This window comes from Streptomyces alboflavus, assembly GCF_000716675.1.
In the GTDB taxonomy this organism is placed as follows: Bacteria; Actinomycetota; Actinomycetes; order Streptomycetales; family Streptomycetaceae; genus Streptomyces; species Streptomyces alboflavus.
In genome coordinates this window covers 17,137-32,325 of sequence record NZ_JNXT01000023.1, presented here as the reverse complement: position 1 = coordinate 32,325, position 15,189 = coordinate 17,137, and the positions used below count along the sequence as shown (strand labels likewise).

At 73.2% G+C, this 15,189-nt stretch carries 14 protein-coding genes; 5 read left to right on the top strand and 9 right to left on the bottom strand.

Annotated features, from left to right (window positions below):
• Nucleotides 1-42: 42 nt before the first annotated feature.
• The 5 genes from OO63_RS19260 to OO63_RS19240 form a co-directional block, all read right to left on the bottom strand.
• Entirely contained in the window at nucleotides 43-1,629 is a 1,587-nt protein-coding gene (locus tag OO63_RS19260; RefSeq protein WP_030358613.1) for an ABC transporter substrate-binding protein, read from the bottom strand.
• A gap of 172 nt (nucleotides 1,630-1,801) precedes the next feature.
• A complete protein-coding gene (locus OO63_RS19255; protein ID WP_030358612.1) occupies nucleotides 1,802-2,557 on the bottom strand; it encodes an SDR family oxidoreductase in 756 nt (251 codons plus the stop codon).
• 46 nt (nucleotides 2,558-2,603) lie between these two features.
• Nucleotides 2,604-3,365, bottom strand: a complete 762-nt coding sequence (gene fabG / locus OO63_RS19250; RefSeq protein ID WP_030358611.1) for a 3-oxoacyl-ACP reductase FabG — start codon at nucleotides 3,363-3,365, stop codon at nucleotides 2,604-2,606.
• A gap of 210 nt (nucleotides 3,366-3,575) precedes the next feature.
• Nucleotides 3,576-3,938 carry a DUF3037 domain-containing protein gene (locus OO63_RS19245; RefSeq protein WP_030358610.1) on the bottom strand — a complete coding sequence of 121 codons (363 nt, stop codon included), beginning with the start codon at nucleotides 3,936-3,938 and terminating at the stop codon, nucleotides 3,576-3,578.
• Between the two features lie 86 nt (nucleotides 3,939-4,024).
• On the bottom strand, nucleotides 4,025-4,801 hold the full coding sequence (locus OO63_RS19240; RefSeq protein ID WP_030358609.1) for a HipA family kinase: 777 nt from the start codon (nucleotides 4,799-4,801) through the stop codon (nucleotides 4,025-4,027).
• Nucleotides 4,802-4,899: 98 nt separating this feature from the next.
• On the opposite strand from OO63_RS19240, the gene OO63_RS19235 reads away from it, so the two are divergent.
• A complete protein-coding gene (locus OO63_RS19235) occupies nucleotides 4,900-7,287 on the top strand; it encodes a S9 family peptidase (protein ID WP_037631258.1) in 2,388 nt (795 codons plus the stop codon).
• A 383-nt stretch (nucleotides 7,288-7,670) separates the two neighbouring features.
• Here the strand turns inward: OO63_RS19235 and OO63_RS19230 are convergent, their stop codons facing one another.
• The gene (locus OO63_RS19230) at nucleotides 7,671-8,315 is read right to left on the bottom strand and encodes a cysteine hydrolase family protein (protein ID WP_031192529.1); all 645 of its coding nucleotides are present in this window, start codon (nucleotides 8,313-8,315) and stop codon (nucleotides 7,671-7,673) included.
• 188 nt (nucleotides 8,316-8,503) lie between these two features.
• Between OO63_RS19230 and OO63_RS19225 the strand changes: the two genes are divergently transcribed.
• Nucleotides 8,504-8,971, top strand: coding sequence for a pyridoxamine 5'-phosphate oxidase family protein (locus tag OO63_RS19225; RefSeq protein WP_030358605.1), 468 nt, complete (start codon nucleotides 8,504-8,506; stop codon nucleotides 8,969-8,971).
• 51 nt (nucleotides 8,972-9,022) lie between these two features.
• On the opposite strand, the gene OO63_RS19220 is transcribed toward OO63_RS19225, so the two are convergent.
• Nucleotides 9,023-9,925 carry a LysR family transcriptional regulator gene (locus OO63_RS19220; protein ID WP_030358604.1) on the bottom strand — a complete coding sequence of 301 codons (903 nt, stop codon included), beginning with the start codon at nucleotides 9,923-9,925 and terminating at the stop codon, nucleotides 9,023-9,025.
• Between the two features lie 74 nt (nucleotides 9,926-9,999).
• Here OO63_RS19220 and OO63_RS19215 point away from each other — a divergent pair, with 74 nt between their 5' ends.
• Nucleotides 10,000-11,034, top strand: coding sequence for a DMT family transporter (locus tag OO63_RS19215; protein ID WP_051810994.1), 1,035 nt, complete (start codon nucleotides 10,000-10,002; stop codon nucleotides 11,032-11,034).
• 60 nt (nucleotides 11,035-11,094) lie between these two features.
• Here OO63_RS19215 and OO63_RS19210 read toward each other — a convergent pair whose 3' ends face one another.
• Entirely contained in the window at nucleotides 11,095-12,435 is a 1,341-nt protein-coding gene (locus tag OO63_RS19210) for an aminotransferase class I/II-fold pyridoxal phosphate-dependent enzyme (RefSeq protein WP_030358602.1), read from the bottom strand.
• A gap of 77 nt (nucleotides 12,436-12,512) precedes the next feature.
• Between OO63_RS19210 and OO63_RS19205 the strand changes: the two genes are divergently transcribed.
• Both OO63_RS19205 and OO63_RS19200 read left to right on the top strand, forming a co-directional pair.
• Nucleotides 12,513-13,226, top strand: coding sequence for a pyridoxamine 5'-phosphate oxidase family protein (locus OO63_RS19205; protein WP_030358601.1), 714 nt, complete (start codon nucleotides 12,513-12,515; stop codon nucleotides 13,224-13,226).
• Between the two features lie 7 nt (nucleotides 13,227-13,233).
• Nucleotides 13,234-13,878, top strand: coding sequence for an FMN-binding negative transcriptional regulator (locus OO63_RS19200; protein WP_030358600.1), 645 nt, complete (start codon nucleotides 13,234-13,236; stop codon nucleotides 13,876-13,878).
• Nucleotides 13,879-13,945: 67 nt separating this feature from the next.
• Here OO63_RS19200 and OO63_RS19195 read toward each other — a convergent pair whose 3' ends face one another.
• Entirely contained in the window at nucleotides 13,946-14,926 is a 981-nt protein-coding gene (locus OO63_RS19195; protein ID WP_030358599.1) for a DMT family transporter, read from the bottom strand.
• Nucleotides 14,927-15,189: the final 263 nt, after the last annotated feature.

Here is a 15,189-nt window from a genome sequence, read left to right as displayed (position 1 = left end):
CCGGACCGCCGCCCGGCCCCGCACCCGCGTGGCGGGCGCCGCCTACCAGCTCGTCTTGCGCCCCAGCTCCCACATCATCATGATCGCCGAGGGGTCGAGGGCCCGCTCGGCGCCCGAGATCTCCTCGCTCGCCATGACGTACTGCTTGCCCTGCCACACCGGAAGCAGCCGCACGTCGTCGAGGAGGATCCGCTGGGCGCGCTCGAACTGGTCCACGACGTTGCTCCGGTCGGCCTCGCGGCGCGAGAGCGGCAGCAGGTCGTCAGTGAGTTCCCGCGACGGGTAGGGCAGGTTGTGGACGTTGCGCTCGCCCACGAAGGGCGCGATGAAGTTGTCCGCGTCCGGGAAGTCCGGGAACCAGCCGCGCCCGAAGACCGGGTACTCACCGCGCTTGTAGGCCGCGTCGAACTCCTTCCACGGCCGCCCCTTGACGGTGATCTCGAACAGGCCCGAGGCCTCCAGCTGGCGCTTGATCTCGGCGAACTCCGGCGCGGTCGCCGAGCCGTAGCGGTCCGTGGTGTACCAGAGGGTGAGCGGTACGCGCTCGGTGATGCCCGCCGCCGCAAGGATCCGCCGCGCCTTGGTCACGCTCGGGTTGCCGTAGGTGTCGAAGAAGCCCGTGCCGTGCCCGGTGACACCGCGCGGGACCATCGAGTACAGCGGCTCCACGGTGTCCTTGTAGACCTTGTGGGCGATCGCGCCGCGGTCGATCACCTGGGCGAAGGCCTTGCGCACGGCGGGCTTGCGCGCCCACGGGTCCTTCGGGTTGAACACCAGGTAGCGGATCTCGGTGCCCGCGCCCTCGACGAGCCGGATGTCGCTCTCCTTGTCCGGACCCTGCTGCGCCACGATGTCCCGCGCCGCGAGACCGCGGAAGGTGACGTCGAGGTCCTTGTCACGCAGTGCCTCGACCATGGCGTCGGAGTCACGGAAGTAGCGGATGGTCACGGCGTCGTTCTTGTGCTCGGCCGCGCCTTCGTAGTGGCTGTTCCTGGCGAGTTCGGCCCGGTCACCGGCCTGGTAGGACTTCAGGGTGTACGGCCCGGAGCCGTTGATCTCGTCGCCCTCGCGTATCTTGTCGGCCGGGTACTCGCGCGGGTCGACGATCGACATGGCGGGGGTCGCGAGGACGAACGGGAACGTGGCGTCGGGCTTGCGCAGCCGGAAGACGACGGTCCGGTCCCCCTTGGTCTGCACGGTCCGCAGCGCGCCCAGAAGTCCGGCCGGACCGCCCTTGACGTCGATGCGCCGCATCCGGTCGAAGGAGAACTTCACGGCCCGCGCGTCCAGCGGGTGACCGTCGGAGAACTTCAGGCCCGCGCGCAACGTACACGTGTAGATCATGCTGCTGCCGTCGGTGAAGCGGCAGCGCTCCGCCGCGTCGGGCTGGGGCTCGGTGGCGCCGGAGGGGAAGCTCAGGAGCGTCTGGAAGATGTTCCGGTACAGCTCCCACGAGCCGTCGTAGGCCGCGGCCGGATCGAGGGTGCTCGGCGCGCTCGTCGTACCGACGGTGACGGTGTCCCCGTCGTCCGAGCCCTCGGAGGACAGCACCCCGCAGCCGGCGACGAGGGACAGTGACGCGAGCAGGGTGACCGGCCGCCGACGACGCGGGGAAACTCTTCTGAACACGTGCACGCTCCTCGGTCTGCCGTGCCATGGATCGGCAGACCATACCGCAGTGCCCCGCCGTGCCAACCAGGCTCACCGACGGGGCACTTCATGCGGGAGAACATCACGTACGGACGGAAATCCAGGTCTTCCTCACGGTTCCTCCGGATCCGGTGACCGATGTCCGGTTCCGTCAGCCGACGCCCGCGTTGAGGAACATCCCGCCGTCGACCTGAAGCGTCTGACCTGTGATCCAGTCGGACTGCTCGGAGGTCAGGAACGCCGCCGCGCCGCCGATGTCGGAGGGCACCCCGAGCCGGCCGAGCGGGTAGGCCGCCGCGGCCTCCTCCTCGCGGCCCTCGTACAGCGTCTGCGCGAACTTGGTCTTGACCACGGCCGGGGCGATGGCGTTGACCCGCACCTTCGGCGCGAACTCGTGCGCCAGCTGCAGGGTCAGATTGACCATGGCGGCCTTGCTGATGCCGTACGCGCCGATGAACGGCGAGGGCGCGACGCCCGCGATGGAGGCGATGTTGACGATCGCGCCGCCGTGCTCGCTCTGCCAGGCCTTCCAGGTGAGCTGGGCGAAGCCGAGCGCGGAGATCACGTTGGTCTCGAAGACCTTGCGGGCCACGTTCAGGTCCATGTCGGCCATCGACCCGAACACCGGGTTCGTACCGGCGTTGTTGATGAGGAAGTCGACGCGGCCGAACGCCTCCATGGCGCGCTCGACGGCGACCGCCTGGTGGGCCTCGTCGTGGGCCTTGCCCGGGACGCCGATGACGCGGTCGGCGCCGAGCTTCTCCACGGCCTCCTTGAGCGCGTCCTCGTTGCGCCCGGTGATGCACACGCGGTCGCCGCGGGCGACCAGCGCCTCCGCGATGCCGTAGCCGATGCCGCGGCTCGCTCCGGTGATGAGCGCCGCCTTGCCGCTGTCCTGCACTGCCATCTGTCCTGGTCCTTTGCGCTTGATCCGGTGCCTGTCGGGCGGGCCGCTAGTTCAGCGGTCCGCCGGCCACATACATGACCTGCCCGGACACGAATCCGGCCGCGTCGCCGGTGAAGAAGGCGATGGCGTTGGCGATGTCCTCCGGCGTGCCGACGCGCTGCACCGGGATCTGGGTGGCGGCCGCGGCCTGGAAGTCCTCGAAGCCCATGCCGACGCGCTCCGCGGTGGCCTTGGTCATCTCGGTGGCGATGAAGCCGGGCGCCACGGAGTTGGCGGTGATGCCGAACTTGCCGAGCTCCTTGGCGAGCGTCTTGGTGAAGCCCTGCATGCCCGCCTTGGCCGCCGCGTAGTTCACCTGGCCGCGGTTGCCGAGCGCGGAGGAGCTGGAGAGGTTGACGATGCGGCCGAAGCCCGCGTCCACCATGTGCGCCTGACAGGCGCGAGACATCAGGAACGCGCCGCGCAGATGCACGTTCATGACCGTGTCCCAGTCGCTCGCGCTCATCTTGAACAGCAGGTTGTCGCGCAGCACGCCCGCGTTGTTGACCAGGATCGTGGGCGCGCCGAGCTCGGCGGCGATCCGGGTGACGGCGGCCTCGACCTGGGCTTCGTCGGCCACGTCGCAGCCCACGGCGATCGCCTTGCCACCGGCGGCGGTGATCTGCGCGACGGTGTCCTTGCAGGCGGCCTCGTCGAGGTCGATCACGGCGACGGCGCGGCCCTCGGCGGCGAGCCGGACGGCGGTCGCCGCGCCGATGCCTCGCGCTGCTCCGGTCACGACCGCGACGCGCTGCTCAGTGGTGGACATGCTGGCTCTCCTCGCCCTTGGGGTGCGGCTCTCATGCCGTGCGGATCCTCTGGAGGTGCGGTGTCGCGGCACACTCCCAGGTGAGCGACCGCTTAGTACCTTCAGCAGACGAGACGCTAGAAGCCCTGACACCCGGTGTCAACGGCCCCCCGGCCACTGTGACTCATTACGTCTCCCACGGGCCCCGAACCGGTCGGCCCCGACCTATGGTCAGGCAGGCCCCAGCACCAGCAGTTCCACCAGGCGCTCCACCTCGGCCTCGGGGTCGGACGTCAGGCCCGTGTGCACCGGCCCCGGCTGGACCACGGTGGAGCGTGGCGCGATCAGCCAGCGAAAGCGCCGCCCGGCGTCGTCGCCCGCCGCCTGCCCGGCCGCCGCGCCGCCCGCGCAGACGCCCTCGACGGCCGACAGCGCCGCGCGCACGCCTGCCGCGTCGGCCCCGGGGTCCAGGGCGTGCAGCTTCGCCTCGTCCAGGTGCGTGCGGGCGGCCACGTAGGACTTGGCCCGGCAGTAGAGCACGACGCCCGCGTTGAACTGCTCGCCGCGCTCCACGCGCGGCACGACGCGCAGCAGCGCGTACTCGAAGACGTCCCGCGCGGGGGCGCCGTGGGGCTCGGTGACGTCCCGCGCGGGGGCACGGTTCGGCTCGGTCGGTTCGGTCACTTCGCGGCGCCTTCCAGGGTGATGCGTTCGTGGATGCTCTCCGCGCGCGGGAGCAGCGTCTCGGCGTACGCGCGCCGCACCTCGTCGGGCGTGTCGAAGCCCGCCTCGTCGGTGAGCCACGCGTCGGGGACGTCGGCGGTCACCTCGGCGAGCAGGTCCGCGGTGACCCGGGGGGCCAGGTCGGCGGCGGCCGCGGCGAGGTCGGGGGCGTACCGGGCGAGGACGTGGTCCGTGGCGTCGTACGGCTTGCCGGCCGCGGCCGCTGCGGTCGGCCAGTTGTGGTGCCAGATCATGCTCGCGCCGTGGTCGATGAGCCAGACGTCGCCGTGCCACACCAGGAGGTTCGGATTGCGCCAGGAGCGGTCCACGTTGTTGATCAGCGCGTCGAACCAGATCACGCGCCCGGCCTCCAGCGGGTCCACCTCGAAGGCCAGCGGGTCGAAGCCGAGGGCTCCCGGCAGGTAGTCCATGCCCAGGTTCAGGCCGCCGCTCGACTTCAGGAGCTGCTGCACCTCCTGATCCGGTTCGCCGAGGCCGAGGACCGGGTCGAGCCGGATGCCCGCGAGCCCGGGGACGCGCAGCCCGAGGCGGTCGGCGAGGCGCCCGCAGATCACCTCGGCGACGAGCGTCTTGCGGCCCTGGCCCGCGCCCGTGAACTTCATGACGTACGTCGCGTGGGCGCCGCGGCCGTCGTCGGTCTCGACGAGCCCGGGCAGCGATCCGCCCTCGCGCAGCGGCGTGACGTACCGGACGGCGGTGACTTCGGTGAGCATCGCCCCAGGTTACTGCCGAGGTCCGCCCCTCCCGCGGCTCCCCCGGAGCCCTCGCCCACCCCCTGCCGAAGCGCCCCCGTGGTGCCTACAGTCACCCCATGAACTCCCCCGACCTCCCCACCCAGTTCGCCCGCACCCACCGCTACGCGTTCGGCGTGCCCCGCGGTTTCACCGTGTCGCGGGACGGCGCGCGTGTGCTGTTCGTGCGCTCGACGGCGGGCGACGACCCGGTCAGCAGGCTCTGGCTGTACGAAGTCGGGGCGGAGGCGGGGGAAGAGGGCGAGGGCGGGTCCGGCGGTGCGGGCGGGTCCGGGGGCGAGGACGGGTCCCGGGGTGCGGGCGGGTCCGGGGGCGAGGACGGGTCCCGGGGTGCGGGCGAGTCCGGGGGTGAGGCCGTGTCCGGGGCGGAGCGCATGCTCGCGGATCCGCTCGCGCTCGGCGCCTCAGGGCCGGTGCCCGAGGCCGAACGCGTGCGCAGGGAACGCGCGCGGGAGGCATCCCAGGGAGTGGTGTCCTTCGCCACCGACACCTACGCGCGCGTAGTCGCCTTCGCGGTGTCGGGCGCCCTGTGGACGGTCCGCACGGACGGCGGCGCGCCGCGCCGGATCGGGACCCCGGGCCCCGTGGTCGACCCGCGCCCCTCGCCCGACGGCTCGCTCATCGCGTACGTCAGCCGGGGCGCGATGCGCGTGGTGGGCGCGGACGGCACGGGCGACCGGGCCCTGGCCGAGCCGGAGGGCGAGGAGGTGACGTACGGCCTCGCGGATCATGTCGCCGCCGAATCCATGGACAGGCACCGGGCGTTCTGGTGGTCGCCGGACGGCGACGCCCTGCTGGTCGCCCGCGTGGACACCGCACGCGTACAGCGCTGGTGGCTCTCCGACCCGGAGCGCCCGGAGCGGCCGCCGCGCTCGGTGCCGTACCCGGCGGCGGGCACCGACAACGCGGAGACGACCCTGCACCTCCTGCGGACGGACGGCTCGCGCGTCGCCGTCCGCACGCCGACGAAGGCACCGGAGCAGGCCTCGCACGCCTCACGCATCTCGCACGCCTCACGCATCTCGCACACCTCACAGATCTCGCACACCTCACATACCCCGCACACCCCGCACACCTCGGCGCCCGCGCGGGACGACGCGGAGCCCGCGTGGACGGACACCGCCTTCGACTACGTCCCCCGGGTCTCCTGGGACGCGCACGGTCCCCTCGTCACCCTCCAGACCCGTGACCAGCGCACGGCGTGCGTCCTGGAGGTCGACCCGGAGAGCGGCGAGTGCCGCCTCGTCGACCAGCAGCACGAGAGTCCGTGGCTGGACCTCGTTCCGGGCACCCCGGCCCGCCTCGCCGACGGCACGCCGGTGCTGCACCGGCTCGTCGACCCCGACACGGCGGGCCTGTGCGCGGGCAGCACGCAGACGCCTCCAGGGCTGCAGGTGCGCAGCGTGCTCGCCACCACGGGCGACCGGGTGTGGCTGACGGCGTCGGAGGAGCCCACGGAGACGCACGTCTGGTCGTTCTCCGCGGGCGGTGAGCCGGACGGCCCGGTCCGCACCGCCGCGCCGGTGCGCCTCAGTCAGGGTCGGGGCGTGCACACGGCCGCCGTCGGCGGGGACACCGTGGTCCTCGACAGCAGGACCCCGGACGGGCACACGGTGACGGTGCTGCGCGGCGGGCGCCCTGTGGGGCGGATAGCCGTGCTCTCCGAAGAGCCCGTCGTGAACCCGAAGCCCCGTCACCTCACCCTCGGCGAGCGCGCGGTGCGCGGCATGCTGTTCCTGCCGTCGTGGCACGAGCAGGGCTCCGGGAGGCTGCCGGTCCTGCTGTGTCCGTACGCGGGTCCCTCCCTGCAGCTCGTGGTGCACGCGCGCGGCTGGTGGACGGTCGTCGCCCAGTGGTTCGCCGAGCAGGGCTTCGCGGTGCTCGTCGCGGACGGGCGGGGCACGCCGGGGCGCGGGCGGGCCTGGGAACACGAGGTGTACGGCGATCAGTTGACGCCCGTGCTCGACGACCAGGTGGACGCGGTGCGGGCCGCGGCCGAGCTGGTTCCCGACCTCGACCTGAAGCGGGTGGGCATCCGTGGCTGGTCCTTCGGCGGGTATCTCGCGGCGGGCGCGGTGCTGCACCGTCCTGACGTGTTCCACGCGGCGGTGGCCGGGGCCGCGCCCTCGGACCTGCGGCTCTACGACACCCACTGGAAGGAGCGCTTCCTCGGGCACCCCGACGTACAGCCCGCGCACTACGAACGCTGCTCCCTGGTGGCGCACGCGCACCGCCTGTCGCGTCCGCTGATGCTGGTCCACGGCCTGTCCGACGACAACGTCCTGCCGGTGCACACGCTGCGCCTGTCGTCGGCGCTGCTCGCGGCGGGGCGACCGCACACGGTCCTGCCGCTGCCCGGAGCGAGCCATCTGGTGGCGCGGGAGGACGTTGCGGCCAATCTGCTGAATCTGGAGCTCGACTTCCTGAAAAAGTCCTTGAACGCCTGAACAACCCGGCGCCGCCGTCCGTACCATCCGGCATGACTGCTTCCAGGGAAGACAGGGCCGAGACCGCCGCGCCGCTCCTGCCGACGGCGGACAGCCCCACCACCCCCCTCCCCGCACGCCCTTCAGGCCTCTGCCTGAGCACCTCACCGAACCCCGCCGGATCCCCGAGCCCCACCCGTCGCACCGTCGTCGCCGCGGTGGGTGCCGCGGGCCTGGCCGCCGCGCTCGTCGCCTGCGGCTCGGACGACGACAAGAGCTCGTCGGAGGAGCCCGCCGGTGAGGCCTCGGAGAAGGAAGAGGGAGGCGGGGGCGGCGGTGCCGTGCTCGCCAGGACGGCGGACATTCCCGTGGGCGGCGGCAAGATCTTCAATCGCTCCGGGGACTCACCCGGAGCGACGCGGCCCCTGCCATGCGCCCAGGAGCTCATCCGTCGTGGTGACGGTGGCGACCAGGGCGAGGGTGTTCTGGACGACGGCGGGTGTGTACTCGGCGGGGACGCCCGCGATGGCGTCGGCGGGCACGACGGCGGTGTAGCCGAGGTTCACCGCGTCGAAGACGGCGTTCGGTATCGCCACGTTGGCCGAGACGCCGGTCACGACCAGGGTGCGGCAGCCCAGGTTGCGCAGCAGCGCGTCGACGTCGGTGCCCGCGATCGGCGACAGGCCGTGCAGGCGGCGTACGACGAAGTCCTCCTCCGCGACCTCGATCGGCGGCGCGATTCGCACGGCCGTCGTGCCGGACAGCTGCTGCACGGGCAGCCGTTCGGCGGCGCGGAACAGCCGCGCGTTGCGGTTCGCGCCGCGTCCGTCGGGGCGGCGCTCGGCGACGGCGTGCACGACCTGGACGCCGCCGGTGTGGGCGGCGTGCACGAGCCGGGCGACGTTGCCGAGCGCGCCGGACGAGCGGGCCTCCTTGGCGAGTTCGGGCAGCGCGCTGTCGGTCCCGACGACGCCCTGTTGGCACTCGACGGTCATCAGGACGGTGTGCGCGGGGTCGACGATCTCCTTGAGCTGTGCGTACGACGGCATGCTTCCCCCTGTCGCGGACCACGGGCCGACCGGTGCGGCGCGCCTGCGGGGCCCGGTGCCCCGTGGGCGGAGATCGCGGTCCGCGGGAGGCTAACCGGCATTGCGTCACGAAGGAAGACGCCTCATGCTTCTCTGACGCTCAGTCAGTTGTGCACGGGGACGCCGACTACGCAACGGGAGGACGACGCATGGCCACCACACAGCGGCGCGGTCGCCGGATCATGATGACGCCGGACGAGGTGGACGCCTTCCTCGCCGCCGAACGCACCTGCCGCATCGCGACGGTGTCCGCCGACGGCGCCCCGCACGTCAGCGCGCTGTGGTTCGCGTGGGACGGCACTTCCCTGTGGCTGTACTCGGTCACGCGCAGCAAGCGCTGGGCCGAGCTGCGCCGCGATCCGCGCGTCGCCGTGGTCGTCGACGCCGGTGAGCAGTACGGGGAGCTGCGCGGCGTGGAGCTGACCGGCACGGCGGAGGTCATCGGCGAGGTGCCGCGCACCGGGGAGCCGCGCCCCGAACTCGACCTGCCGGAGAGGCTGTTCGCCCGCAAGAACTTCGGTATGGAGGAGATGGTGCACGACGGTCGGCACGCGTGGCTCCGGCTCACGCCGGACGCGATCGCCTCGTGGGACTTCCGGAAGCTGGCGCGGCTCTAGGCGCCGACCCGGGCCGCCCCGAGCACCCCCACCCAGCCGCCCGAAGCCCCCTCACCCCAGCCCAGCCCCCGCCACCCGCAGCGCCTCCACCGCCGCCCGGATCGACGGCCGCCGGTCGGCGTCGGCGCGCCACACCACGTACACATGCCGCCGCACCCGGTGCCGCACCGGAACCGTGCGCACGCCCGCCGGCATCGGGTCACGGCCGAGCCGCGGCGCCACGCACACCCCGAGCCCCGCGGCGACCAGCGCGAGCTGGGTGTGGTGCTCCTCCGCGCGGTGCCCGATGCGCGGCTCGAAGCCCTTCGCGCGGAGCGTGAACATCAGCCACTCGTGGCAGAACTCGCCCTCCGCCCACGTGATCCACTCGTCGTCAGCGAAGTCCTCCAGGTCCACCTCGGCGCGGTCGGCCATCGGGTGGGCGACGGGCATCGCGACGTCCGCCGGGTCGTCGATGAGGGGCGCCTTCATCAGGCCGTCCGGCACCGGCAGCGGCTTGTTGTACCAGTCCAGGACCACCGCCAGGTCCAGGTCGCCGCGCACCACGCCGTTGACCCCCTGCTGCGGCTCAAGCTCCTGGGCGCCGACGCGCAGGCCGGGGTGGCGCACGCGCAGGGACGACAGCGCGGCAGGAAGGAGTCCGCGCATCGCCGTCGGGAACGCGGAGATGCGCAGCTCGCCGACCACCTGGCCGCGCTGCCGCTCCAGGTCCGACTGGGCCAGCTCGACCTGGGAGAGGATGCGCGCCGCGTGCTCGGCGAGCAGCCGTCCGGCGTCGGTGAGGCGCACGCCGCGGCCGTTCTTCGCGAGCAGCTGCTGGCCCACCTCCCGCTCCAGCTTGGTCATCTGCTGGGAGACGGCGGACGTGGTGACGTGCAGGCCCGCCGCGGCGCCGCTCACCGATCCGTGCCGGGCGAGGGCGTCGAGGGTCCGCAGGCGCTCCAGGTTCAACATGTAAGCGATGCTACGCGATACCGGGCAAGAAATCTCGCTTGTACTAAGACGTCGGATGCCCGAAGGTGGCGTTCATGAGCACCTCCGCGGCCCCTTCCGTGCCGACGTCCGTCCCCGAGCCGACCACCCCGTCGGACCCACGCACCACGCCCGGCACACACGCCGTGTCCACCACATCCAGGGAGTCCGCCGGGCGCCGTGCCCTGGACTGGCGCATCCGCTTCGCCGTCCTGTCCCTCATCTGGGGCTTCAGCTTTCTCCTGATCAAGGTCGGCACGGACGGGTACGCCCCGTTCCAGGTCACCTTCGGACGGCTCTTCTTCGGCACGGCGGTGGTCGCGGCGGTCCTGGTCGTCAAGCGCGAGCGGCTGCCGCGCTCCGCGCGCACCTGGGCCCATCTGTCGGTGGCGGCCCTGCTGCTCAACGCCCTGCCGTTCTCCCTCTTCGCCTACGCCGAGCTGACGATCCCCTCGACGCTCGCGGGGATCTGCAACGCGACGTCGCCGCTGTGGGGCATGGTCCTCTCGCTCGCGGCGCTCTCCGAGGACCGCCCGACGCGGCGCCGGGTCGCGGGGCTCGCGCTCGGCTTCGTCGGGGTGCTCACGGTGCTCGGCGCCTGGCAGGGCTTCAGCGACCTGGAGCCGCGCGGCACGGCGATGGCACTGCTCGCCTCGCTGAGCTATCCGATCGGCTGGATCTACGTCCGCCGCACGCTGGCGGGCTCGGGCCACTCGAACCTCTCCCTGTCGGGCGCGCAGTTGCTCGTGGCCACGCTCGAACTGGCCGTCGTGACCCCCTTGTTCACGTCCATGCCGTCCCACCTCCCGATGGTGCCGCTGCTCGCGATCGTCGCCCTCGGCGCGCTCGGCACGGGCATCGCGTTCCTGATCCAGTACGGCATCGTCGCCGAGGTCGGCCCGACGACGGCGCAGATGGTCACGTACTTCGTGCCGGTCATCGCGACGGCGGCGGGGGTCGCGGTCCTCGGCGAGTCGCTGACGTGGACGACGCCCGTGGGGGCCGTGGTCATTCTGGCGGGCGCGGCACTCACCCAGTCGAGGCCACGGGCTCGCACGCCCCAGGGGACGAGGGCTCGCCGGGGGACGTAACGCACCCTCGCGCCCCCGCGCCCTCCCGACCCCCTTCAGCCCGGCCTCCGCGCGGCCCCCTCAGCCGTATCTCCCGTATCTCCGCGCAGGCACAGGACCGACAGCCGCCGCGACCGCTTCGGCCACCGCCTCGAAGTCGTCGCCGGACAGCGTCGAGACGGTGATCCGCACCCCGGGAGGCGAGTCGAGGCGGTACCTCGCGCCGGGCGAGACCATCCAGCCCGCGTGCAGCAGGCTCGCGACCACGCCGGTCTCGTCCGGCACCGGCACCCACACGTTCATCCCGCTGCGGCCGCGCGCCGCGACCCCGCGCGCGGCGAGCGCGTCGATCAGCGCGTCACGTCTGCGCCCGTACGCCGCCGCCACCTCCCGCGCGTCCACCGCCCCGTCCTCCCAGAGGCGCACCACGGCCCGCTGGAGCACCTTGCTGACCCACCCGGGGCCCAGACTGATCCGCCCCTGCACCCGGTCGACCGTCTCCGCGTCCCCGGTGAGCACGGCGAGCCGCAGGTCCGGGCCGTACGCCTTGGCGGTGGAGCGGACGAAGGCCCACGCGCGCGTGGCGCCCGACAGCGTGTGCAGCGGCAGGTCGACGATGCCGTGCCCGTGGTCGTCCTCGACGACGAGCGTGTCCTGGTGCGCGGCCAGGACCTCGCGGACGGCACGCGCGCGTGCGGCGCCGATGACGGCCCCCGTCGGGTTCTGCGCGCGGCTGGTGACGACCAGGGCCCGCGCGCCGGACCTCAGCGCCCGCTCCACGTCGTCGGGCAGCGGCCCGTCGTCGTCCACCCGCACCGGGACCTGCCGGAGCCCGAGCCCGGACACGAGGTCGAGCACGCTCCCCCAGCCCGGGTCCTCCACGGCCACCGCGTCGCCCATCTTGAGGCGCGCGGCGAGCACCCGCTCGATGGCGTCAAGGGCCCCGGACGCGAGGGCGACCGGCCCGTCCGGCACCCCGTCCGCGTCCAGCGCCGCACGCGCACGGAGCTGGAACTCCGGCAGCACCGGCGCCTCCCCGTACAGCGCGGGAGCGCGGTCCGACTGCGCCGCGGCCGCCGCGAACGCCCCGGCCAGGGGCGGAAGCAGGGCCGTGTCCGGATTGCCGCTCGCCACGTCGCGCACGCCGGGCGGCACGTCGAGGCGGACGTAGTCGCGGGCCGTCGTGGCGGGCTTGCTGCGCACGCGGCTGCCGCGCCGACCCGCCGTCTCGATCACACCGCGTTCGCGCAGCGTGCGGTAGGCGGCCGCGACCGTATTGGGATTGACGCCCAGCTGCACCGCCAACTCCCGCATCGGAGGCAGCGATTGACCCGGCTCCAGCGCGCCGCCGCTCACCGCGCGCTCTACGCTCGACGCGATCTCAGCTGCGCCGCGCCCCTCGATCGGATAGTCTCCTAGCACAAAGCACATTATGCACTAGTGCAAAAGCGTCCGCAAGGCGCAGCAAGATGACCCCGACCGCAGCACCCTGCGAAGCGATGGAGAAGGCCATGGAGACGACGACGCAGCCGGCCGCGCCGGCCGGCGCCCCCTACACCCCGACCGACCGCACCGTCCCCACGCGGTCCCGCGACCGCGCGGCATACGACCGCGAGCTGGTGCACGCGATACTGGACGAGTCGTACGTCTGCCACCTGGGCTTCGTGCGCGACGGCGCCCCCGTGGTCCTTCCGACGCTGTACGGCCGGGTCGGCGAGCGGCTCTACGTACACGGCTCGACCGGGTCGCGGCCCCTGCGGATGGCGGGCGCCACTGCGGACAGCGAAGCGGATCCGGGCCTTCCGGTGTGCCTGACGGTCACTCACGTCGACGGTCTCGTCCTGGCCCGCTCGGCCTTCCACCACTCGATCAACTACCGCTCCGTGGTGGTGCACGGCATCGCGCGGCAGGTCACGGACCCCGAGGAGAAGCGCACCGCCCTGGACGCCCTCGTCGACCACGTGGTGCCGGGCCGCTCCGCCGACTCCCGCCCGGCCAACGCCAAGGAGCTGGCCGCGACCGCCGTGCTCTACCTGGACCTCGACGAGGTGTCGGCGAAGATGCGCACGGGCGCCCCGAACGACGAGCCGGAGGACATGGACCTGCCCTACTGGTCCGGTGTCGTCCCGCTGCGCAAGGGCTACGACCCCGTCATCCCGTCGGACGACCTCGCCCCCGACATCGCCGTGCCCGACTATCTGCCAGAGGCCTGACATGGTGATGCTGGTCCATCCCTGGGACGCACCGGCCTCCGACGCCGAGTGGCAACGATGGCTGGCCCAGCACGACTTCGGCCAGCTCGCCGTGAACGGCCTGCCCGGCGAGCCGCCGCACCTCCAGCCGACCCACTTCGTGTACGACGCCGACTCCGGCCCGCGCGGCCGCGTCCTGCTCCACCTGGCGCGCCCGAACCCGCTGTGGGCGGCCCTGGAGGCGAACCCGGACGTCGTCCTGAGCGTGGTCGACGACTACGTCTTCGTGCCGGGTCCATGGGGCGCCGCCCCACAGGCCCCGCCCGAGCACGGCGTGCCGACCAGCTTCTACGCCGCCGTCCAGCTCCACTGCACGGCCCGGATCGTGGACGACCCCGCCGCGAAGGCCGAGCTTCTGAACCGCCAGGCCGGCCACTTCCAGCCCGACGGCGGCTCGGCGCCGACGGCCGTGGGCGAGGAGCCGTTCGGCAGGCTGCTCTCCGGCATCCGCGGGGTGTCCCTCGACGTCGTCGACGTACAGGCGAAGTTCAAGTACGCCCACCACAAGCCGCTGGAGGTGCAGGACCGGATAGCGGCGGGCCTGAAGGAGCGCGGCGGCCCGCGTGACGCGGCCGCGCTGGCCCATCAGTTGGGCGGGCGTACAGCGAAGTAGCCGCAGGCGGGCGGGAGGAGCGAGGGCCGGCGGGGGCGCGGCGCACCCCCGCCCCCCCGCTACCGCGTCACGCCCCTTCCTCCCGCCCGCGCGCGGCCCCTCGCGCCTCCGCCCCCGCGAGCCCCGTGACCGCCGCGAGCATCAGCAGGGTGCCCGCGACGGTCGCCGCGTTCAGCTCCTCCCCGAGCAGGGCGACGGCGATGGCGGCCGCGCTCACCGGCTCCAGGAGCATGATCACGGAGACGGTCGCGGACCGGACGACGGCGGCTCCGGCGAAGTACAGCGCGTACGCGAGCGCCGTCGGCACGGCGGCGATGTAGAGCAAGCAGGCCAGCACGCGCGCGGGTTCGGCCGTGTGCGGCACGAGGCCTTCGGCGGCGGCGAGCGGCAGCAGGCACACCGACACGACGGCGAAGGACCACATCGTCGTGTCGCCGGAGGAGTCCGCCCCGCCGTCGCGCCCCCACCACCGGGTCAGCAGCGTCATCACGGCGTACCCGGCCGCCGACACCAGCGCGAAGGCCACTCCCCAGGGACGTACGGCCGCGTCCCCGCCGCCGACGAACAGCACGGCGAGCCCGGCGAGCGCGCCGCCCACCGCGCAGCTCCCGCCGAGCCCGAGTCGCTCCCCCAGGGCGAGACGGGCGCCCAGCGCGATGAGGACGGGCCCCGCGCCGAGCGTGACGACGGTGCCGACCGCGAGCCCGGTCGCCTCCACGGCGGCGAAGTAGGCGGTCTGGAAGACGGCGAGGGCCACACCGAGGGCGGTGACCCGCAGCGCCCGGCGGCGAAGCGGCAGACCGGATCCGGAGCGCGCGCCCCGGCGCGGCCGCGCGAGCCGTGCGCCGAGGAGCAGCAGGAACCCTCCGGCGCAGCGCCAGAAGGAGAGGGCGACGGGCCCCATGTCGCTGGCCGAGAAGACCAGCGACGCGGCGGCCCCGGCGGTGCCCCAGGCGGCACCGGCGATGCCCAGGTACAGGAGGCCGCGCCGGACGGAAAGACCGGAGGCGGCAGGTGAATCGGTCGACGCGGTGGACGCGTTCGACATGCTTGACACGCTCGACACGTGGAATTCTCCGCAGAGGTTCAGGAGGAAGACCGCGTCACGGGCGCACCGGCACCCGTACAGAGCTGTGGGTGCGTGGACTGGCTCGGAAGAAGAAGCCGCGAAGCCCGGTGACGCAGGTCCTTGACTGGCGTCTGCGGGCAGCACCGTCCACCCGGCCGATGGCCGGGCGTGATCCGTGGGAGGCCCGCGCGCTAGGCGGCGGGAGGCGGAAGGACGAGCGCTCGTGCGTGCATGATCGCCAC